Consider the following 19735-nt stretch of genomic DNA (forward strand, 5'->3'; position numbering starts at 1 on the left):
GTCGCACGGCCGCATGCCCTCGACTACCAACTCTCGAACAGGCACGTCATCACTCATGACAGCCACACTGCCACCCGACCACCTTGACCAAAGACATAGGGGCACCCCCCCCCCACGAGGCGCGGTCCCCGCCGCCCAGCACTGTCCCGCCAAACACGCCGAGAACCCACCATCCGCCATGAACGGCCGAAACCGCTCCGCAGCGGCCGATTCGAGACGAGGCCACACGGTCGGCACCGGAACCGGGCGAAGGCGGCAGCCGGAGCACCGTCCGCGCGGCCCGGCAAGCCGCGAGGTGCCCCCAGCGCAGCGTTTCGGCCGCGGAAGGAAGCAGCGGCTTCCTCCGCGGGGAAGCCCCGGAAGCCTTGAGAGCTGCGGGCAGCGGCGGGCAGCGGCGTGCGGCGTTGAGGAGTGGCGGGGCGCCTGAGGGTTCGGAGAGGGCAGTGACTGGCCGGAAAGCGCCGGTGGGGCGGCGTAGAAAGGGACCGCTTCCAACTGTTCCGGCCACGGGGCCGGATGGGCGCGGGAAGGGTGGTCCACCGCATCACCGCCGTAGCGGAACCGGACCCCGGAGGCCCCATGGACCCCACCCCGCCCCTCTCCCAACCCCCTTTATCACGAGCGGAGTTCGCGGCCGACCTGACGCGTCTGCGCGAGAAGGCCGACCTGACCGTCCGGGCCGTCGCCGCACGGGTCGACGCGCCGGGCGCCCACAGCACCATCGGTGGCTGGTTCGCCGGTCAGAACCTGCCGTCGATGGGGTCCCTGCCCTTGTTCCGCCGGGTGCTGCACGTCTGCGGGGTGACCGACGCGGCCGAAATCGAGCGCTGGCTGGAACGGCTCGCCGAGCTGCGACGGTCCCGGCTTCTGCGCGTCGCGGGAGGTGCGTCGCCCTACCGGGGGCTCGCGGGCTTCGAGGAACGCCACGCCGACTGGTTCTTCGGCCGCGAGCGCCTACGGGCCGTCATCGTGGACCGGATCCTCTCCGAGGGCTCCGACGTACCCCAACTGCTCGTCGGGGCCTCAGGCTCCGGGAAATCCTCCCTTCTGCGCGCAGGGGTGCTGCCCGTCCTCCGGGGTGAGCACGGCTTCACACCCCTGCCGCTCGCACCCGGCCGCGACCCGATGCGCGCACTGACGTCCGCCCTGTCCGCGCAGTGGAACGACGTGCGGGGGACGCACTGGCAGGACGCGGAGGGTGATGCCCTCGAACTTGCCGCACAGATCGCGGCGTTGGCCCAGCGGGAGAGCGTACGCATCGTCGTGGCGGTCGACCAGCTGGAGGAGGTGTTCACCGCATGCCCCGACCCCGCCGAACGGGAGCGGTTCCTGCGGTGCCTCGCGGCCCTGCCCTCCCTCGACGTACGCGTCACGGGCTGCCTGCGCGCGGACTTCTACGGTCAGGCGCTCGACCAGCGCGCCCTCGCGACAGCCCTGCAGAAGGGCCAGACCGTCGTGGGCGCGCTCAGCGAGGACGAGATCCGCGCCGTGGTCGGCGGCCCCGCCGCCAAGGCCGGTCTCGTCCTGGACGAAGGGTTCGTCGACGTACTCCTCGCCGACCTGCGGGACTCCGGCCCCGGGGCCCTGCCCCTGCTGTCGCACGCACTGCTGTCCACCTGGGAACGCGGCCGCGGCACCACCCTGACCATCGCCGACTACCGGGCGGGAGGCGGGATGTCCGCGGCCGTTTCCGAGACGGCGGAAGAGGTCTACGCGGGACTGTCGGAGGCCGAGTGCGTACTCGCGCGGCAGCTGTTCCTGCGGATGGTGGCGGTGGGGGACGGAGTGCCCGACGCGCGCAGGCTGCTGCCGCTGCCCCCGCCCACAGGACACCTGGACCGGGCCGGAGAGGTGTACGCGGTGCTGGAGCGCTTCGTCGACCGCCGCCTGGTCACGCTCGACGGCGACGGCGCCCGGATCACCCACGAGGCACTGCTCACCGCCTGGCCGAGGCTGCGCGGCTGGATCGACGCAGACCGGGCCGGACAGATCGTCCGGCAGGACCTGACGCGTGACGCCGACCGCTGGCTCGCGCACGGCCGCGACCCCTCGCTGCTCTACCGGGGCACCCGCCTGGCCGTGGCATCCGGTTGGGCCCTCGACAGCGGCCACGCCCCGGAACTCGACGCACGGGAAAGCGACTTCATCGATGCGAGCAGGCTGGCGGAGGACGGCCGCGTCCGGCGTGAGCGGCGCGGCGCCCGGCGGTTGCGCCGGCTCCTCGTCCTGCTCTCGCTGCTGGTCGTCCTCTCGGGCCTGCTCACCGGTGTCGCCGTGGTCCAGCGCCGTGACGCGCAGAGACAGCAGGCCGTAGCGCTGTCCAGGCTCGTGGCGGCGCGCGCCGAACGGCTGCGGGGCAGCGACCTCGCCCTCTCCGCGCAACTCGGTCTGGTGGCGTACCGTACGGCTCCCACGGCCGAGGCCCGGGAGGCGCTGATGGACGCCTCGGCGCTGCCCGCCGTGACCCGGATCCTGGCGTTCCGTGGCGTCGTACAGGCAGTGGCCCTCAGCCCGGACGGGCACACCCTCGCCGCGGGCGGCCTGGACCGCCGGGTCACGCTGTGGGACCTGCGCGATCCGCAGCGGCCGCGACCACTGGGGATGGCGCCGGTCACGTTCGCCGACACCGTGTACGCGCTCGCCTTCAGCCCGGACGGCCGACGGATCGCGGCCGGGTCGGGGGACGGGACCGTACGGGTGTGGGAGCCGTCGGGCCCCGGTCCGGCGGCGGCCGCGCCCCGGTCGTTCAAGGGTCCGGATTCGGCCGTGTACGGGGTGGCCTTCGCGCCGGACGGCAAGTCGCTGGCCGCGGCGGGCGCCGACGGCGGGGTGTACCTGTGGCCGGATCCGATGGGGACGGCCGCGCCCACGGAAGGGGGCTCCGCCCCTCCGGCCGCCACCGGTCCTCGGCTCACCGGGTTCACCGGGGCGGTGCACACCGTCGCGTTCCGGCCCGGCACCGGTCCGGTCCTGCTGGCCGCGGGCGGAGCGGACGGCTCCGTACGCCTGTGGGACCTCGCCGATCCCGGCCACCCGAGCGCGTACGGGCAGCCGCTGACCGGAGCGGCCGGCCCGGTGTTCGCCGTGGCCTTCACCGCCGACGGCGCACGGCTCGCCGCCGGGAGCCAGGACCGGTCCACCCGGGTGTGGAACGTACCCGCCCCGGGCGCCGGCCCCGACGCCCCCGATGTGATCGGCGGGGCCCCGGCCGCGCCCGACGGACCCGCCAGCTACGTCAACGCCGTCGCCTACAGTCCCGACGGACAGTGGCTGGCGACCGGCAGCGCGGACAGCCAGGTACGCCTGTACGACGCACGGACGCGCGTCCTCGCCGGCGTGTTCCCGCACCCGGGACCGGTCACCTCGCTCTCGTTCCATCCCGGCGGGCGGCAGCTGGTGACGGGCGCCTCGGACGGGACCGTGCGGCTGTGGCAGCTGCCTCCGCGCCCGCTGCGCGGCTTCCAGGGCACGGTCAACGCGATCGGATACGCGCCGGACGGGAAGCTGCTCGCCGTCGCGGGGCGTGACGTACAGCTGTGGGACGTCACCGATCCCTGGACACCACGCCCCGTGGGGCCGCCCCTGACCAACCCCACCGGGTACTCCGCGACGGTCTCCTTCACCCCGGACGGCCGCACCCTCGCGGTGGGCGGCCGGGAGGGCAAACTGTGGCTGTGGGACCTCTCCCGCCCCGACCGCGCCGTGCCCTACGGAGAACCCCTGACCGGCGGCGCCGGAACCATCCAGTCCGCGGCCTTCGACCGGACGGGCCGAATCCTGGCCGTGGGCAGTGAGGGGCGGACCGTACGCGTGTGGAACACGGTGGACCCGGCGCACCCGGAGCTCTCGGCGGAGCTGACGGAGCCGACGAACTACGTCTATTCGGTGGCGTTCAGTCCGGACGGGCGGTGGCTCGCCGCCGGCACCGTCGACAAGCAGGTACTGCTGTGGCGGCTGCCGCAGGGCGGCGGCCGACCGGTACTGGGGTCCACCCTGCGCGGGCCGGGCAGCTACGTCATGTCCGTCGCGTTCAGCCCCGACAGCCGGATCCTGGCGGCCGGAACCGCGGACCGGGACGTGTGGCTGTGGGACGTGAGCGGGGACCGGGCACGGACGGCCGGGCCGAGTCTGACGGGGCCGAGCAGTTATGTGTACGCCCTGTCGTTCAGCCCGGAGGGCGGCACGCTCGCCGCCGCCAGTACGGACGGCACCGTGTGGCTGTGGGACACCGCTGATCCGCGGCGGCCGCGGCCCCGCACCGTGCTGAGCGGCCTCGGCGGGAAGGCGTACGCCGTCGCCTTCAGCCCGGACGGCCGCTCCCTCGCGGCCGGCGGTGCGGGCCCGGCCGCCCTGGTGTGGTCCCGCGACGAGGAGGAGATCGCCCGGAGGCTGTGCGAGCGTGCGGGGACGGTCATCACCGCCCAGGAGTGGGCCCAGCTCGTCCCCGGACTGCCGTACGCGCCGCCGTGCCGGTGACCGGACCGGTCCGGTGGGCCCGCGCGGACCGGCCGCGCTGTACGGAGTTGTACGGACCGCCGTACGGGCCTGGTCGACCTGCGGTTACTTCCTTCCCCCCGCCGCGGTCGGCATGGCTCTCTGGTGGAGCGCCGCCGGATCGGCCGGGGCGCCGCACACCACCGCGAGTCTCCCGAGGAGAACGACGATGCGCATGACGACCACCACTCTGCGGTCCCGGGCCGGACTGGCCGCCGCCGCGGCCGCCGTCGCCCTGACCGGTCTGCTCGCCGGCGCCGGCGGCGCCGACGCGGCCGGCAGCTACATCTCGTCCAACAGCGGCGGGGCGAACGAGCGCACCTGCGCCAACACCGGCTGCGGTTCGCTCGGCTACCTGTCCAACGGGACCGGCGTCACGATGCTGTGCTGGACCGACAGCCAGTGGGTGTACCCGCCGAGCTCGAATTACGCCTCCAACCGCTGGTTCCGCGTCTCCAGCTACGCGGGGACCGGCTACGTCCACTCGTCGCTGGTAGCCGGCCAGACCAGCGTCGGCCACTGCTGACGGACCCCCGGGCTCCCGGCCCCCGGCAGCAGCCGGGGGCCGGGAGCCGTGCCGTGCCGACCGGCGGGTCCACACCGGGCGCGCCAAAGGGCGCACGCAGCTGACGATCCGTCAATCTCCCTGTGATGCACGCTCTTTCCGGCAGTCGGGCTGTAAATATCCAAGGCGGATACGAGGGGTGCACCCCTATGATCGGACCATGGGCCCCCTGAAACCGAATCTCGTCGATCTCATAGTCGCGGTGATCTGCTTCGTGGCAGTCTTCGCGATCCTCGCCAAGGTGCTGCTCCCCAGAATTGAGAAGACCCTCGCGGAGCGTGAAAACGCCACCGAGGGCACATTGGAGCGGGCCAGGGCAGCCCAGTTGGAGGCGCGGCGCCTTCACGCCGAGTATCAGGCCCGGTTGAGTGCCGCCCGGCACGAGGCGGCACAGATCCGTCAGGCCGCGCGCGAGGAAGGCGCAGCGCTCCTCGCCGCTGTTCGCGCGGAGGGGCAGAAGGCACGTGAGGAACTTGTCGCCGCGGCCACGGTGCAGCTTGAGGCGGACCGAGTCGTCGCTCAGGCCGAACTTCGCGAGGACATCCTCGGACTGGCGACCGAGCTTGCCGGACGCATCGTCGGTGAACCGTTCACCGACCTCGACCGTGCCCGCGCCATTGCCGACGAGTTCTTCGCCGGGGTCGACGCCGAGACCACCACGACGGGCTGACCATCCAAGCCCGGGTCGTGTTGCGCCGCGCGATCGAGGTGTTCAGAGCGGTGGCGAAGGTGCACCAGGCCGCGTAAGGCAGCAGTGTGCGGGCCGCGACCGCATCGAAGCGGGCGACCCGCCGGATGAGCTGCGCATTGCCGGCGTCCAACAGCAGCGTGCCGGCCACCCCGGCCCGCGGGCTGCGGCAGGCGAAGAACAGCCAGGGCCACGCGGCGTTCAGGAGCAGGTTCGCTCCGAGGTCAATGGCCAGCCCCTTCCGCTCCATGCCCCGGGCCCGGCCGAACGCATGCCCGCCGGCCAGGGCGAGGGAGGCGTACAGCGGCGGCCACACCACACCGAACAACCATGACGGCGGCTGCCACACCGGCTTGCGCAGGCTCCGGTACCAGGAGCCCGCCGGATCGACGGGCAACGAGCCCACCACCGCTGTCGTGGCCACGGCGGCAGCGGCAGCGCCGTATCGCAGCCATCGCTCCCGCTCCGCGGCCTTTGCCCGGTGCTCACTGATCGGCCTCATGGAAGTTCCCTACCCCGAAACGAGGCCTCCGGAGCCACGGCCGCCCGCACCGGCGGACCAGGTGCGCCGGCCTTGCCCGGCCCGGCCTCGCCCTGAGACACCCGTGGATTGCGGAGTCGCTGCGTATCGCTGCAGAAACGATGCGACTTTGTCGGCGTCTCGCGCACAACGATGCTTGGTCCTCCAGGGGTCTTCCCACACCGCCCCACCTCGTCCGCTGCGGACATCGGCAGCGCGCCCCGGACGTGTGGCCGCCCCGCGGCCCGGCCTTCCAGGTTCACCGGACCCGGCTCGGGGGCAGCGGTACGGCTCGGTTTCCGGCCCGCCCGATTACCCGGTCGCGACCCGCGACCTGCGGCCAGGGCGCCGCCCGAGGTCCCATCGCCGGAGCGAGGAGATCGAGCATTCTTGGAGGATCGCATGTCAACATCCGGAGTGCCGCCCGGTGAGACGCCGCCGGCGGAAGGCTCCACGGCATCCGCTCACCGCGAGCGCGCGGACGGAGGTCTCTGGGAGCACCCGGGCCTCTTCGTCTTCCTGATCGTGGCGGGGGCACTCATGGTCGCGGGCTTCTTCATGGCCCGGATCTGGGGCATGTAGCCCCACCTGAACGCGGCCGGCCCGGGCCGGAGGAGTCCGGCCCGGAGAAGGGCGCGGTTGCGGCAGACGGCTCCCGAGGCCGCCCTCACGCGCTGCCGGTGAGCTGGAGTATCGCTATGCCCGCCAGGACGGCGATGCTCGCCGTGATGCGTCGGTGGCCGAGGCGTTCGCGGAACACGACCGCGCCGATCAGGGCGCCGAAGACGATGCCGGTCTCCCGAAGGGCGGCGATGGTGGGGAGGTCGCCGCGGGACTGCGCCCAGACCACGAGCCCGTACGCGAGGAGCGAGAGCAGCCCACCCGCCAGCCCGCGGCCGTACAGCGGGCGCAGGGCGCTCAGCAGGGCGGGGCCCCGAAGGAACCACGCGATCAGGGGGAGGACGAGCCCTTGGCAGAGGAAGAGCCAGGCGATGTAGCCCATGACGCTGCCGGCGGCGCGGACGCCGGTGCCGTCGACGAGCGTGTACGAGGCGATCATCACGCCGGTGCCGAGCGCGGCGGCCAGCGCGGGCAGCTGACCCCCGCCGACGCCTGCCTGGCCATCAGCCACACCGGAGCCACGCGCAGCACGGTGGACGCCGCCCGGCGCGCACGGCAAGCCGGGACCCCTGTCATCGCCCTCACCGGCTACGCCCGCTCGCCCCTGACCGAGTCCAGCGACCGCCCGCTCCTCGCGGGCGGCCAGGACCTGGTCTTCGGGCGCGAAACCGTTGCCAGCCGACTGGCCCACCTCACGGTGATCGACGCCCTCACCCTCACCTTGCTGGGGCTGCGCGGGGAACCGGCCGAAGCCGCGCTCAGGCTGGCGGCCGATGTCACGGTCGACCACTCGTACTGACGGCGGCCCTCACCGACAGCACGCTCCCGCGACGACCCGGCACGGACGCCGGGACTCGTGGGAAGGCGAGCCGACCCTGGGCCTGGGCCTGGGCGTCCTTCCCCTTCCCCGACCGGCCACCAGACCTCGACACGGGCACGGGCACGGCCCTTGAGGTTGCGGGCGACCCCAACCTGCTCGCCCGGCTCGCCCACCGAACGGGGCGCCACCGTCCTGCGGGCCCTGGCCCGGGCCCGTTCCGGTGAGGCCAAGCCGTACCAGGGCCCGGACCTCGCCTGCCCTGGACCCGCCCTCGGTTCCCCGGCGAGGCCTGAACGGCCACCGGAGCGACTCGGTCTCGGCCGCCGGCATCCGGGCGGCTTCCCGGGCTGAGGCGCGGGCCGCTCGCAGCGAAGCGAGCACTGCCCCGTCCGTGTCGGCGAGCATCACCGCGAGATCGGTGGCGGTCCGACCTGCCCGTTGCGTCATCCGGGGCGTGACCGGATCGCGGTGAGCAGCAGGGCGATGTCGTCGGCCCGGTAGGAGGAGCCACGGGCGTTGTGCAGAAGCCGGTCGGCGAGTTCGTCCAGCGAGTCGGCACGGGCGTGGGCCAGGGACGCCCGTAGGCGGTCGATGCCCACGTCGATGTCGGTTCCGGGTTCCTCGACCAGGCCGTCGGTGTAGAGGGCGAGGACGGACCCCGGCGGGAGGGCGATCCGGGTTTCGGGGTAGGTGCTCGCGCGCTCCACGCCGAGGACCGGTCCGATCTCCAGGTCAAGGGCACCGGTCGTTCCGTCGGGACTGCGGAGCAGGGGTGGGGGGTGGCCGGCGGTGACGGCGCAGGCGTGGTGGCTGTGTGCTTCGAGGTGGATGTAGCAGCAGCTGGCCAACAGCCCGGGGTCGAGGTCCAACAGGGTTCGGTTGACGCCCGCCATCGCATCGCCGGGCGTGTGCCCTACGGCCGCGAAGGCCCGTACCGCGCTGCGCAACTGGGCCATGGTGGCCGCGGCGGCGATGCTGTGCCCCTCCACGTCTCCGATGACGAGAGAGACTCCACCGTCGGTGGGGATGACGTCGTACCAGTCGCCGCCGATGTCCATTCCGCTGGTGCCGGGCAGATAGCGCACCACGGAAAGGATCCCCGGGACCGTCGGGAGCCGGTGCGGCAGGAGCGCCTGCTGCAGGCCGCGCGCGAGGGCGAACTCCGAGTCGTAGAGCCGCGCTCGTTCCAGAGCCTGGGCGATCAGCCCGGCGAGAGCGGTCAGGACGCCGCGGTCCTTCTCCGTGAAGGGATGGATCTCGTCGAAGCCGAGGACGCAGGTGCCGACGGGGTGGCTGGAGGCGATCAGCGGCAGATACGCCCAGGAACTCACCTCGTCCGTGGGAATGCCCGGGTAGCCCCGGGAAAGAGCCTGCTGCGACTCGATGAAGAGCGGAGTGCCGGACGTCAGGGTCTCCGTACCGGGCAGGCGGGCGTGCAGCGGTTCACCCTCCAGCCATTCGAGGAAGTCTTCGTGGCCGCCGGTGTGAAAGAGGAGGTGCATCGTTCCGTCGCGGACCACATAGATCGCCAGCCGCTGGCCTCCGAAGGCGGGCAGGAGCTGGTCGGCGACGACTTCACAGACTTGGTGGGCGGTGACCGCCTCGGTCAGCGCGCTGCCCAGCTGCAGGACGTGGTACATGACGCCCAGACGCGCCGGTGCGGTGGCGGCCGCCGTCTCGGGCGGGAAGACGGATGGTGTCGATGCCGGGGGCGGCTGGCCGGCGGGCACGACCCGGGCGGTCACCCCGTCCGCCTCCGGGTGGAGGGAGAAGGCGAGCCACCGGTCGGGTGAGCGGCAGGCCACGAAGGAGGCCGGCGCCTGGGAGATCATCGCGGACCGATGCCGGTACTCGATGTCGGGATCGGACAGCCACGGCAGTACGTCCCAGAGGAAATGGCCCAGCAATTCGTCGGCGGCGACCCCCAACAGCTGCAGGGCGCTGTGGTTGACGTAGGTGACCCGCCCGTCAGGGGCGAGGGCGAACAGTCCGTCCCGCAGCCGCTCGACCGCCGCGACGGCCACCTGGCCCGCGCGCGCGTCCACGACCGCGCCGACGAGGTGGGTACGTGCCCGCACGCCGTCGGCCTTCGGTACGCGGCCCCACAACTCGACGGTGCGGTACCCCTCGCCGCCGTGCTCGTGGTCCCTCAACCGCAGGCGTCTGCCGGTGGTCCGGCCTTCCGCGACTGCCTCTCGGGCGCAGGACCGGAAAGCGGCAAGATCGCCGGGGTGGAGGCGGGAGGCAAGCGTCTCGGCTCGTCCGTCGAAAGCACGCGGGTCGAGACCGAAGATCGCGCAGAGTTCGTCGTCCACGATGATGTCGCCAGAGGAAGGGTCCCACTGGAACACGCCGACCCGCACGGCCGCTGTCGAGGGAGCCGGGGTCTCGACGGCGATCGTTCCCGGGTCGCATTCCACGGGCTTGCCGCTACGGGCGCGGAGTGCCGACAGGGACTCGCCAAGTCGCTTGGCGACGCTCCGCAGGTGGCGGCGCTGGGCCTTGGACAGCCCTTCGCAGCCGGGGGGCGCCGCCCAGACGATCGCCAGGGATCCGAAGGTCTCCCTGCCTGCGCCCACCGGCACGGAGCAGGAGCCGAAGGCGTACGGGAGAGCCACCGCGAGCTGGGGATAGCGCCGCATCGTCTCCTCTGCGTTGGCCAGGTGGACGGTGCGCCCGGAGCTGTACGCCGCGGCGATCGGGATGGGACTGTTCACCGGAATGAGGTGCCAGCCACCGAGCAGGGAGGGCGGCACCCCACACGTCGCGGCGAGCACGACCGACCGGCGATCGCGGGAACGGAGGAAGACGCTCCCCGAGTAGGCTCTGGTTCCTTCGACGGCTTCGACGACGGCTGCAGCGAGTAGGTCCTCACGCTCCGCCGTCTCGCCGACGGCCATTCCGTGCATGCTTCCAGTGTGCGCAGGTCCAGCGCAGGTCAGCCCGGCCGCGGCGACAACTCAGGGTGACGCACCGATCGCAGATCGCAGCCCCCGTGAACACCGAGCGGGAAGCCCACGCGGAAAGTGCCTTCCTGGCCGTGGTGACAGAAGCGTGGGCCTACGAGGGACCGCGGTGCTGCGGTCCCGGGCACTCAGGGGAGGAACGTCACTGCAGGGAACGCCGGGGACGGCCCGTCGAGCAGGTGCCCCCGGAGGTGGCGCAGGTGCTCGTCGAAGAACGCGAGCGGGTACGCCTGCTGGATCTTCACCGCCTGGTCGGGATCGAGGGTACCGATCACGCTCTGGAGCTGCTGCCCGCTCCATCCGTACAGCTTCGCCACCTGTGGGAACAGTGCCTCGTTGTCACCGTACGAGACGTGGGCGGCGCCCTGGGCCTGAATGTTCAGCCGCCGGCCCCGCAGATGTGACCAGAACGCGGCGGCCTCGGGATCCGTGGCCCGGGTGAACGCGGCGGACATCATCATGAACGGCCGGTCCAGGTCCCCGGCCAGCGGCGGGTTCATCTGCATCGGGCCGTCGAGGCTCAGCCCGGCCCGGATGCGCTCGTCCGCGAGCGTGGCACAGGCGGTGGCCGTCCCGCCCTTCGACCAGCCGAACGCACCCATGCGCCGCGGGTCGAGGGAGCCGAGCAGCCCGGCCGGCAGCTCCCTGCGGTCGACGTCGGGATTGCATCCGGCGGCGAGCTGCTCGACGCAGTCGAGGACGAAGCGCAGGTCGGCGGCGAAGTCCCCGGGCAGCGTCGGGGCCTGCCTGTCGCGGAGCGGAACGGCGATCCGGCCGTCGGGGAACTCGGTGTACGTGTCGTACTGGTGCGCCACCGTCACAGCCGCGTATCCGTGGCTGGCGAGCTCTTGGACCATGACGGTGTGGTCGCCCTGATGGCTGTGCGCGCCGTGCGAGAACACGACGACGGGCAGCCGTCGGCCCGATCGCCGCACCGGAGCGCCCACGTGGCCGGCGGTGAGCGGCCCCAGCGGGGCGAGATCGCTGAACCCGACGTCGGCGAGGAAGGCCTGAAGTGCGCCGTCCGGCATCCAGGGCGCCACCGGGTACCGCTGGACGTCGCCGGCGGGGTACCAGACGGTGGCCATCAGCTCGCGGAAGCGCCCGGGGCCCGCGATGTCGTCCGGACGCGACCGGTCCACGAGGTGCAGCTGGACGGTGCCCACCGGATGCGGCCCGGTCGGCGCGGGCAGCATGAGCCGCGTTGCGGCAGGGTCGGCCGTACGCGGATCGGCCCACGCGGGGCCGGCAACGGCGGCAAGAGGCACGGCGGCCCCGGCGGCCAGCGCTGTTCCCAGCATGCCGCGGCGTGTCATGCCCTTGCGGCTGATGAACGGAGTGGTGGTCATGGGCCCTCCCGTGCCGGCGGATCGTCAACCGTGCCGCACCGGCCGGTCCGTGGGCACAGGGGAAATGTGCCACGTGCCCCTCCCGCGCGGCATCGGCCCACGGGTTTACACCTTGGGGCTGATGCGGTCGTCGGTGTCGTCGGTATGCGAGGCCATTGGACTGCTGCGGGGGCGACGATCGAGACAGCTGCGAGACCGCCGAAAGCCGGGGGCGTTCGCTCGGATGGGGCGCCAAACCCTCGTGGACCCATGTCTATGACCACCCCGCCGGGGAACCATGTGACGCTCCGCCCGCCGACCGGCGCGCAGGAGGCGGCATGCCTTCCTCTGGGGCCTGACCAGGGATGAGCGGGCCGCCGAGTCGGTGGTGTCGGTGGCTTGTCGGGGCTGTCGGTGCGATGTCGGCGGCGGCTGACACCCTTCGAGAGGTCCTGCCGGGTACTCATCCGGCCTGGAGTTCGAAGAGGGGATCTCTCATGTACGACGTGATGATCGTGGGAGCCGGTCCGGTGGGTCTGGCTCTCGCCTGCGAGCTCGGCCTCGCGGGCTGTTCCGTATTGGTGCTCGAACGGGAGCCGGCGCTCGGTTCCCCGTTACGGGCGGCCCCGCTCGGAAGGCGCGGGCTTTCCGCCGCGTCGGTCGAGGCGTTCTACCGGCGCGGGATGCTGGAACCGCTGCTGACGGCGTCGGGCGTACAGGAGGTGTTCGGTGCGGCCCCCGAAGAGGGCGCGCCGTCACGCCCTCGGCTCGGCGGCCACTTCGCCGGCATGATGCTCGACGGGACCCGGGTCGACGTCGCCGCCCTGCCGTTCCGGCTTCCCAGCCCGGTACTGGAATCCGTGATGACGGACCTCGAAGCGGTCGAGACGGTGCTGTCCGGGCAGGCGTCCAAGCTCGGCGTGGACGTCAGGCGCGGCGTCACGGTCTCGGCCGTCTCCCAGAACGGCGAGAGCGTGGTCGCACAAGCCGGCGCGGACGCCTACGAGGCGCGCTGGCTCGTCGGCTGCGACGGCGGACGCAGCACGGTGCGCCGGCTCGCGGGCTTCGAATTCGTCGGTACCGAACCGCAGTTCACCGGCTACACCATGCAAACCTCCCTCGTCGATCCGGAGAAACTGCGTCCCGGGTTCCACCTGACGCCGACGGGCATGTACATCCGCATGCCTGCCGCCGGGTACGTAGCCGTGGTGGACTTCGACGGCGGCGCGTTCGATCGCTCGCAGCCGCCGACGCGCGACCACCTCCAGGAGGTCCTGCGCCGTGTGTCCGGCACCGACGTGACCATCGGCGAGGTCCACATCGCTTCGAGCTTCACCGACCGGGCGATGCAGACGACGGCCTATCGCCGCGGACGCGTCCTGCTCGCGGGCGACGCCGCCCACATCCACTCCCCGCTGGGCGGCCAGGGGCTGAACACCGGCATCGGCGACGCCGTGAACCTGGGGTGGAAGCTTGCGGCGACCGTGCACGGGTACGCGCCGGACGGGCTTCTCGACACCTACGCCGACGAGCGCCACCCGATCGGTGCGGCAGTGCTCGACTGGTCGCGCGCCCAGGTGGCGACCATGAGGCCGGACCCGTTCGCCCACGCGATCCAGGCAGTGGTTCGCGATCTCATCGGGACCCGTGACGGAGCGACCTACGTGTTCGAGCGGCTGTCGGGGTCGTGGATCCGCTACGACCTCGGCAGCGAACATCCGCTGGTCGGCCGCAGCGCCCCCGACTTCTGCCTTGAGGACGGCACGCGCCTCGGGGACCTCATGGAGGACGGACGCGGCGTCGTGCTCGATTTCAGCACCGACCGGCGCCTGCACAGTTCGGCGACGGGCTGGGAGGGCCGGATACGGTACGCGGCCGGGGCGGCGGAGAACGACCTCGGCTCGGGCGCCGTGCTGGTGCGACCCGATGGCGTGGTCGCCTGGGCCGGTGACCGCCACTTCGATCGGGAGGCCTTCGAGCGGGCCGCGAGCCGTTGGTTCGGCGGCCCGGCCGCGACAGGACGCACCGCCGGTGCCCACCCGGAATCCGCACCCCCGCGTGCAGGTTCCACTCGGCCGTGAGCGCTGCGGCGCCGCCCGCACCTTCGGCTTTGCCGCGGCACTGCCCATCTGCCCCGTCCACGACTTCGCTGCCGTCACGACCCCCTCCAGGAGCAGATCGGCAGCCGGAACCAGGGCCACGGGGGCCCCGCGCTGGGCTGGGCTGGGCCGGGCCGGTCGACTCTCCCCTCCGTCTCTGCGCGGCGCTGTCCTCGACCTCGGCGGGGAGGGGCCGGCACGCACGGGGGCCTACGGCGCCTCGGGAGCCACGCCGGGGCGTTCGCGCCAGAAGGCTCCGGATGCGGCGCGGCGCAGCAGCATCAGCACCACTCCGGCGCCGACCAGGAAGAGCGCGATGACCAGTGGGGCGCCCAGCCCGAACCAGGCGGTCGAACTGGAGGCGTTACCCGGATCGGCCATGTCGGCGACGGCCTCGACCAGCAGCCAGATCAGCGTGGCCGAGCCGATCAGGGGGCCCGCGCCCAGCAGCAGGAAGGGGCCCGGCCCCCGCGTCAGCCGGCGCCGGTACCAGACGGCGCAGGCGATGCCGGTGAGGGCGTAGTAGAAGGCGATCAGCAACGACAGGGCGGTGAGGGAGTCCGCGAGGGCGTTCTCGCTGATCCGGTGGATGACGACGTACCAGACGGTCGCCGTGCCGGTGACCCACCAGGTGCTGGTGGTCGGTGTGCCCCGGCGGGCGTCGATGTGGGCGAACCCGGCAGGCAATGCCCGGCGGCGGGCCATGGACAGCGCGGTGCGGGAGGCCGGGATGATGGTCGTCTGCGTCGAGGCGAGGGCGGAGGTGGCGACGGCGAGGAGCAGGATCCAGTCCCAGCCGCCGAGCACCTCACGGGCGAGCGCGGCGAAGACGTCCTCCTCCGAGTCGGCCCGTCCGGCGAGGTAGGCGGTGCCGGCGTAGGCGACGACCGCGAAGGCCACGGCCACGTAGGTCGCCAGCAGGACCACCGTCGACCAGATGCCGGCCCGGCCGGGGGCGTTGGCGGGGTCCTTGGTCTCCTCGGTCAGGTTGACGGCGGATTCCCAGCCCCAGTACGCGAAGACGCCGAGCAGCAGGCCGCCGGTCAGCGCGGAGCCGCCGGCCCCGAAGGGATCCAGCCAACTGGCGGCCGGACGGACGGCGTCCAGGGATCCCGTGCCGGCGTAGACGCGGTATACGGCGACGGCCGCGAACACGAGGAGGCAGAGGACCTGGAGCAGTACGAGCACGTTCTGGAGGCGGGCCGACACCTCGGTGCCGCGTACGCAGAGCCAGGACATGAGGAGGATCAGCAGGACGGTGAGGGCCTCGCGGACCAGGGCGTTGTCGGCCAGGCCGTCGGCCCCGACGGCGAGCAGGCCGAAGCCGACGGCGACGTCGGCGAGCGAGCCGACCACGAGCACTCCGGTCATCGCGATGGCCCAGCCGCCCAGCCATCCGGTGGTGGGGCCCAGCGCGCGGGTGACCCAGGAGAAGGTCGTACCGCAGTCGGGATCGGCCCGGTTGAGGAAGTGGAAGGCGGAGGCGATCAGCAGCATGGGGACGAAGGACGCGAGCATCACTCCGGGGGCGTGTACGCCGACCAGGGCGACGAGGGGTCCGATGACGGCGGCCAGCGAGTAGGCGGGCGAGGTCGCGTTGAGGCCGATGGCGAGGGCGTCGAGGAAGCCGATCGCGTCCGGTTTGAGGGTGCCGGCCGGGGCGTGTGCCGTCGGTGTGCCGTTCCCACTCGGGGCCGCCGTGCCGGCTGGGGTGGCCGTGACGGTCGTGCCGCCCCGTACCGCGGGCGCGGTGGTGGCCGTGGCGGCTCGGGGAGTGGTTTCCGGCGGGGTGTCTGCGGCCATCGTCCCTCGCTGTACTGAGTGCGGTGTGCGGGCCGCGCCGTGGCGGGCCCGGTGTGAACAGGGCGTGAACTGCGAAGAGGAAACCCGCGCGGGCGGGAATGGGTCAATGGTGTTGGCATAAGGGGCCCACGAGCGTCCCGGGGACGGAGTACGACCCGGTCAGCCGGCCCGCAGGACCTGCAGCCTGGCCTCCGCGCTCGCGAGCAGCATGTCCAGCGCGACCGGGTAGGCGCTGTGGTTCATGCGGGCGGCGAGCAGTCGCCTGGTGGCGGCGATGTGCGGGTACTCGTCGGCCGGCAGCCTGGCGTACGTGGACTCCCACTGCCCCTCGTCGGAGCTCCGGGAGGGCTCGGTCAGGGCAAGGGCGCCGGCGTCGAGGGCCGCGAAGGCCAGGCTCTGGTCGATGAAGGCGTGGTAGATCAGGACCGCCTCCGGATCGGGGAAGCCCGCGGTGCGCAGGATGCCGAGGACGGCCTCGTCGGCGGCGATCTCGCGGGGCCGGCCGGTCACGCGGCCGGCGGTCAGTACGGCCGCCTGCGGGTGCGAGAGATAGGCGCCGTGGATGCGCAGCCCGAGTTCGCGCAGGTCGTGGCGCCACCGGCCGGTGACCGCCCAGCCGTCGAGGGCCCGGCCGATGAGCTCCTCGCCGATGGCGAGGGTGAGGCCGTCCATGCCGTCGAAGTACCGGTAGAGGGTGCTGGGATCTGCTCCGAGGGCCGCGCCGAGCCGACGGGCGGACAGGCCGGCGCTGCCGTGTTCGCGCAGCATGCGCAGGGCGGTTTCGACGATCAGCCGCTCGGACAGGACGACGCCCTGTCGGGTGGGGCGCCGTCGCCTGCGGGCTTCCTCGGGGACCACGGGCTTCGCCATCGGGTGCCTTCCTCCTTATGCCAACACCATTGACCTTATCTTGCGGCCCCGGCTTTCATCCCTCCCATGAGGCCCGGATCTCCGCGGACCTCACCGAGAGAGGGTTTCGTCATGCGTGTTCTGCTAGTGGGCGCCGGTGGCGTCGGTACCGCGATCACCCGGATCGCGGCCCGCCGGAACTTCTTCGACCGCTTCGTGGTCGCCGACTACGACCTGGCCCGCGCCGAGGCGGCCGTGGCCGCGCTCGGCGAGGCCGGCGGCCGGTTCCACGCGCGCCGCGTCGACGCCTCGGACCAGGCGGCGGTGGCCGCGCTCCTCACCGAGGAGCGGTGTGACCTACTGCTGAACGCCACGGATCCGCGGTTCGTGATGCCGCTCTTCGAGGCGGCGCTCGCGGCGGACAGCCATTACGTGGACATGGCGATGTCCCTGTCCCGGCCGCACCCCGGCAACCCCTACGCCGAGTGCGGGGTCAGGCTCGGCGACGAGCAGTTCGCGCGGGCCGGGGCCTGGGAGAAGTCGGGGCGGCTGGCTCTGGTCGGGATGGGCGTGGAGCCCGGTCTGTCGGACGTCTTCGCCCGCTACGCGGCCGATGAACTCTTCGACGAGATCGAGGAGATCGGGATCCGCGACGGGGCGAACCTGACGGTCGAGGGCCACGAGTTCGCCCCGTCCTTCAACATCTGGACGACGATCGAGGAGTGCCTGAACCCGCCGGTGGTCTACGAGCGGGACCGCGGATGGTTCACCACCGAGCCGTTCAGCGAGCCGGAGGTGTTCGACTTTCCGGAGGGCATCGGCCCGGTCGAGTGCGTCAACGTCGAGCACGAGGAGGTGTTGCTGGTCCCGCGCTGGGTGGACGCCCGACGCATCACCTTCAAGTACGGCCTGGGCGAGGACTTCATCGGCAAGCTGAAGACCCTGCACGCGCTGGGCCTGGACTCGACCGAACCGGTCACGGTGCGCGGCGCGGACGGTACCCCGGTACGCGTCTCCCCGCGCGACGTGGTGGCGGCGTGCCTGCCCGACCCGGCCACGCTGGGCGAGCGGATGTCGGGCAAGACCTGCGCGGGGACCTGGGTGAAGGGCACCAAGGACGGCCGACCGCGCGAGGTGTACCTGTACCACGTGGTGGACAACCAGTGGTCGATGCGCGAGTACGGCTCACAGGCCGTGGTCTGGCAGACCGCGGTCAACCCGGTCGTGGCGCTCGAACTCATCGCCGGCGGGGTCTGGGCGGAGTCGGGCGTACTCGGCCCGGAGGCCCTTCCGCCGCGCCCGTTCCTGGACCTGCTGACCGCGTACGAATCCCCGTGGGGCATCCGCGAACAGGGCTGACCGGAGCCCGCCGTCGCGGGCCGGATCGGACACCGGCTCCCCAAGCCGGCCCGCGGCGGCGACCCCGTCACCGGAATCCGCTCCGCCGTGCTGCGAGTCCTCATGGATTCCCGCCCCATATGGACATACTTGGTCGAAATATCGGCACGTGTCGTGCAGAGAGGCGTCAGCCGTGATCACCTCGACCCCTGTCCCATCGTCCACCGAATCCGGCTGCACAGCAGTCCCCGGCAGCCGCGGACCGACCTCTTCCGGCCGGAGGACCGTGATCCGTCGGCACCCGGCAGGCCCGGCGGCCCCGACACCGTCGAGGCCGCGCGCCGGAGCCCCGAAAGGCCGACACCCGCTGACCGCCGCCGACGACGACGACCGCGAGGAGGCGGACACCATGGTCGGAGGGCTGCGGATGCCGACCACGGAGACCGGGCGATGACCCCTCCCGCGCCGCGGGCCGGAACCCGTGGCAGCGAGCGGGGCCTGCCCGGGCAGACCGTGGTGGTCACCGGGGCCGGGCGTGGCATCGGGCTCGCGATCACCGAGGCCTTCCTCGCGGCGGGTTGCCACGTCGTCGCGGGATCACGCGAACGCACCGAGGCCCTCGACGCGTACCTGCGGCAGGGCGCGGACCTCATCGTCGTGGAGACCGACCTCGCGACCCCGGATGGTCCGGCCGCGCTGGTCGCCGAGGCCGCCGCGCTCCACGGCGGCGTCGACGTGCTGGTGAACAACGTCGGGGCGGTGCGGCCGCGGGTGGACGGCTTCCTGAGCGTGACGGACGAGGACTGGGACTGGACTCTGAGCGTCAACCTCATGGCTGCCGTCCGTGCCACCCGTGCCGCTCTGCCGCACCTGATCGCCTCCGGTTCGGGCCGGATCGTCACGGTCTCCTCGGTCAACGCTCGCTTGCCGGACCCACTGGTCATCGACTACGGCGCGGCCAAGGCGGCGCTGACCAACTTCTGCAAGGCCCTGTCCAAGGAGGTGGGGCCGCGCGGCGTGCGGGTGAACACGATCGGTCCGGGCCCGGTGGAGACGGCGCTGTGGCAGGGCGCCGACGGCGTGGCGGCCACGGTCGGGCAGTCCCGTGGTGTCGACCCGGGTGACGTGGCCCGCGCGGTGGCGGCCCAGTCGGCGACCGGCCGGTTCACCAGCCCGTCGGAGGTCGCGGAGCTCGTGCTGTTCCTGGCCGGCCCCGGCGGGGCGAACATCACGGGCGCCGACTTCGTCATCGACGGCGGCCTGGTGGACTCCCTGTGATCCGCGGAACGGCGTGAGCGCCTCGGCGGCGGATCCGGTGCCCGCCGCCGGATTTCGGCGCTCAAGCGAACACGCACCACCTCGCACGAAGGCGAACGCGCTCGCCGCTGCGGGGCGGTTGCCGTCGGAGGCCCTGCAGCGCCGCGAGCGTTGCCCTGCGCTGTCACCGCTTCTGCCAGAGGGCGAGCTGGGCCCGGGTGCCTGCCGGAACTCTGACGCGCGCAGGCCACCGCGGCCGACCGAGGAGGTCCGCCTTGAGGTGGTGAGCCCCTCCCGCGGGCTCGCACCCAAGGCTGAGCCTCACGGCCGGATCCGGCGGCGGGAAGGCCGCACGCTCGGCGATGGCTCTTGCCGCGCAGGCCGCCC

At 72.7% G+C, this 19735-nt stretch carries 14 protein-coding genes; 8 read left to right on the plus strand and 6 right to left on the minus strand.

Annotation, left to right across the window (positions count from 1 at the left end):
- Window positions 1-579 precede the first annotated feature (579 nt).
- The 3 genes from ACEPPI_RS26630 (at window position 580) to ACEPPI_RS26640 (ending at window position 5729) form a co-directional block, all read left to right on the plus strand.
- Window positions 580-4476, plus strand: a complete 3897-nt coding sequence (locus tag ACEPPI_RS26630) for a WD40 repeat domain-containing protein (RefSeq protein WP_373917795.1) — start codon at window positions 580-582, stop codon at window positions 4474-4476.
- Window positions 4477-4669: 193 nt separating this feature from the next.
- Window positions 4670-5020: a hypothetical protein gene (locus tag ACEPPI_RS26635; protein WP_373917796.1), complete on the plus strand. Its 351-nt coding sequence runs from the start codon at window positions 4670-4672 to the stop codon at window positions 5018-5020.
- Between the two features lie 199 nt (window positions 5021-5219).
- A complete protein-coding gene (locus ACEPPI_RS26640; protein WP_373917797.1) occupies window positions 5220-5729 on the plus strand; it encodes a hypothetical protein in 510 nt (169 codons plus the stop codon).
- On the opposite strand, the gene ACEPPI_RS26645 is transcribed toward ACEPPI_RS26640, so the two are convergent.
- Window positions 5650-6249 carry a TspO/MBR family protein gene (locus ACEPPI_RS26645; protein ID WP_373917798.1) on the minus strand — a complete coding sequence of 200 codons (600 nt, stop codon included), beginning with the start codon at window positions 6247-6249 and terminating at the stop codon, window positions 5650-5652. The genes ACEPPI_RS26640 and ACEPPI_RS26645 overlap by 80 nt on opposite strands.
- 420 nt (window positions 6250-6669) lie before the next feature.
- Here ACEPPI_RS26645 and ACEPPI_RS26650 point away from each other — a divergent pair, with 420 nt between their 5' ends.
- Window positions 6670-6849, plus strand: a complete 180-nt coding sequence (locus ACEPPI_RS26650) for a DUF6480 family protein (protein WP_373917800.1) — start codon at window positions 6670-6672, stop codon at window positions 6847-6849.
- Between the two features lie 85 nt (window positions 6850-6934).
- Here the strand turns inward: ACEPPI_RS26650 and ACEPPI_RS26655 are convergent, their stop codons facing one another.
- On the minus strand, window positions 6935-7399 hold the full coding sequence (locus tag ACEPPI_RS26655) for an EamA family transporter (protein ID WP_373917801.1): 465 nt from the start codon (window positions 7397-7399) through the stop codon (window positions 6935-6937).
- On the opposite strand from ACEPPI_RS26655, the gene ACEPPI_RS26660 reads away from it, so the two are divergent.
- Window positions 7391-7687, plus strand: coding sequence for an SIS domain-containing protein (locus ACEPPI_RS26660; protein WP_373917826.1), 297 nt, complete (start codon window positions 7391-7393; stop codon window positions 7685-7687). The genes ACEPPI_RS26655 and ACEPPI_RS26660 overlap by 9 nt on opposite strands.
- Before the next feature lie 464 nt (window positions 7688-8151).
- Here ACEPPI_RS26660 and ACEPPI_RS26665 read toward each other — a convergent pair whose 3' ends face one another.
- Together ACEPPI_RS26665 and ACEPPI_RS26670 are read right to left on the minus strand one after the other, a co-directional pair.
- Window positions 8152-10617, minus strand: coding sequence for a SpoIIE family protein phosphatase (locus ACEPPI_RS26665; protein WP_373917802.1), 2466 nt, complete (start codon window positions 10615-10617; stop codon window positions 8152-8154).
- 185 nt (window positions 10618-10802) lie between these two features.
- Entirely contained in the window at window positions 10803-12023 is a 1221-nt protein-coding gene (locus ACEPPI_RS26670) for an alpha/beta hydrolase family protein (protein WP_373917803.1), read from the minus strand.
- 476 nt (window positions 12024-12499) lie between these two features.
- On the opposite strand from ACEPPI_RS26670, the gene ACEPPI_RS26675 reads away from it, so the two are divergent.
- A complete protein-coding gene (locus tag ACEPPI_RS26675; protein ID WP_373917804.1) occupies window positions 12500-14083 on the plus strand; it encodes an FAD-dependent monooxygenase in 1584 nt (527 codons plus the stop codon).
- A gap of 228 nt (window positions 14084-14311) precedes the next feature.
- Here ACEPPI_RS26675 and ACEPPI_RS26680 read toward each other — a convergent pair whose 3' ends face one another.
- Window positions 14312-15904, minus strand: a complete 1593-nt coding sequence (locus tag ACEPPI_RS26680) for an APC family permease (protein WP_373917805.1) — start codon at window positions 15902-15904, stop codon at window positions 14312-14314.
- A gap of 159 nt (window positions 15905-16063) precedes the next feature.
- A complete protein-coding gene (locus ACEPPI_RS26685) occupies window positions 16064-16774 on the minus strand; it encodes a TetR/AcrR family transcriptional regulator (protein WP_373917806.1) in 711 nt (236 codons plus the stop codon).
- 111 nt (window positions 16775-16885) lie between these two features.
- On the opposite strand from ACEPPI_RS26685, the gene ACEPPI_RS26690 reads away from it, so the two are divergent.
- Window positions 16886-18112 carry a saccharopine dehydrogenase family protein gene (locus ACEPPI_RS26690; protein ID WP_373917807.1) on the plus strand — a complete coding sequence of 409 codons (1227 nt, stop codon included), beginning with the start codon at window positions 16886-16888 and terminating at the stop codon, window positions 18110-18112.
- A gap of 429 nt (window positions 18113-18541) precedes the next feature.
- Window positions 18542-19369, plus strand: coding sequence for an SDR family NAD(P)-dependent oxidoreductase (locus ACEPPI_RS26695; protein WP_373917808.1), 828 nt, complete (start codon window positions 18542-18544; stop codon window positions 19367-19369).
- Window positions 19370-19735: the final 366 nt, after the last annotated feature.

It is taken from the genome of Streptomyces sp. AB3(2024) (assembly GCF_041862025.1).
Classification (GTDB): domain Bacteria; phylum Actinomycetota; class Actinomycetes; order Streptomycetales; family Streptomycetaceae; genus Streptomyces.

What these genes read in the sequence shown, in the direction of transcription:
- ACEPPI_RS26630 (WP_373917795.1), top strand. Translation starts at nt 580, where the DNA reads ATGGACCCCACCCCGCCCCTCTCCCAACCCCCTTTATCACGAGCGGAG.
- ACEPPI_RS26635 (WP_373917796.1), top strand. Translation starts at nt 4,670, where the DNA reads ATGACGACCACCACTCTGCGGTCCCGGGCCGGACTGGCCGCCGCCGCG.
- ACEPPI_RS26640 (WP_373917797.1), top strand. Translation starts at nt 5,220, where the DNA reads ATGGGCCCCCTGAAACCGAATCTCGTCGATCTCATAGTCGCGGTGATC.
- ACEPPI_RS26645 (WP_373917798.1), bottom strand. Translation starts at nt 6,249, where the DNA reads ATGAGGCCGATCAGTGAGCACCGGGCAAAGGCCGCGGAGCGGGAGCGA.
- ACEPPI_RS26650 (WP_373917800.1), top strand. Translation starts at nt 6,670, where the DNA reads ATGTCAACATCCGGAGTGCCGCCCGGTGAGACGCCGCCGGCGGAAGGC.
- ACEPPI_RS26665 (WP_373917802.1), bottom strand. Translation starts at nt 10,617, where the DNA reads ATGCACGGAATGGCCGTCGGCGAGACGGCGGAGCGTGAGGACCTACTC.
- ACEPPI_RS26670 (WP_373917803.1), bottom strand. Translation starts at nt 12,023, where the DNA reads ATGACCACCACTCCGTTCATCAGCCGCAAGGGCATGACACGCCGCGGC.
- ACEPPI_RS26675 (WP_373917804.1), top strand. Translation starts at nt 12,500, where the DNA reads ATGTACGACGTGATGATCGTGGGAGCCGGTCCGGTGGGTCTGGCTCTC.
- ACEPPI_RS26680 (WP_373917805.1), bottom strand. Translation starts at nt 15,904, where the DNA reads ATGGCCGCAGACACCCCGCCGGAAACCACTCCCCGAGCCGCCACGGCC.
- ACEPPI_RS26685 (WP_373917806.1), bottom strand. Translation starts at nt 16,774, where the DNA reads ATGGCGAAGCCCGTGGTCCCCGAGGAAGCCCGCAGGCGACGGCGCCCC.
- ACEPPI_RS26690 (WP_373917807.1), top strand. Translation starts at nt 16,886, where the DNA reads ATGCGTGTTCTGCTAGTGGGCGCCGGTGGCGTCGGTACCGCGATCACC.
- ACEPPI_RS26695 (WP_373917808.1), top strand. Translation starts at nt 18,542, where the DNA reads ATGACCCCTCCCGCGCCGCGGGCCGGAACCCGTGGCAGCGAGCGGGGC.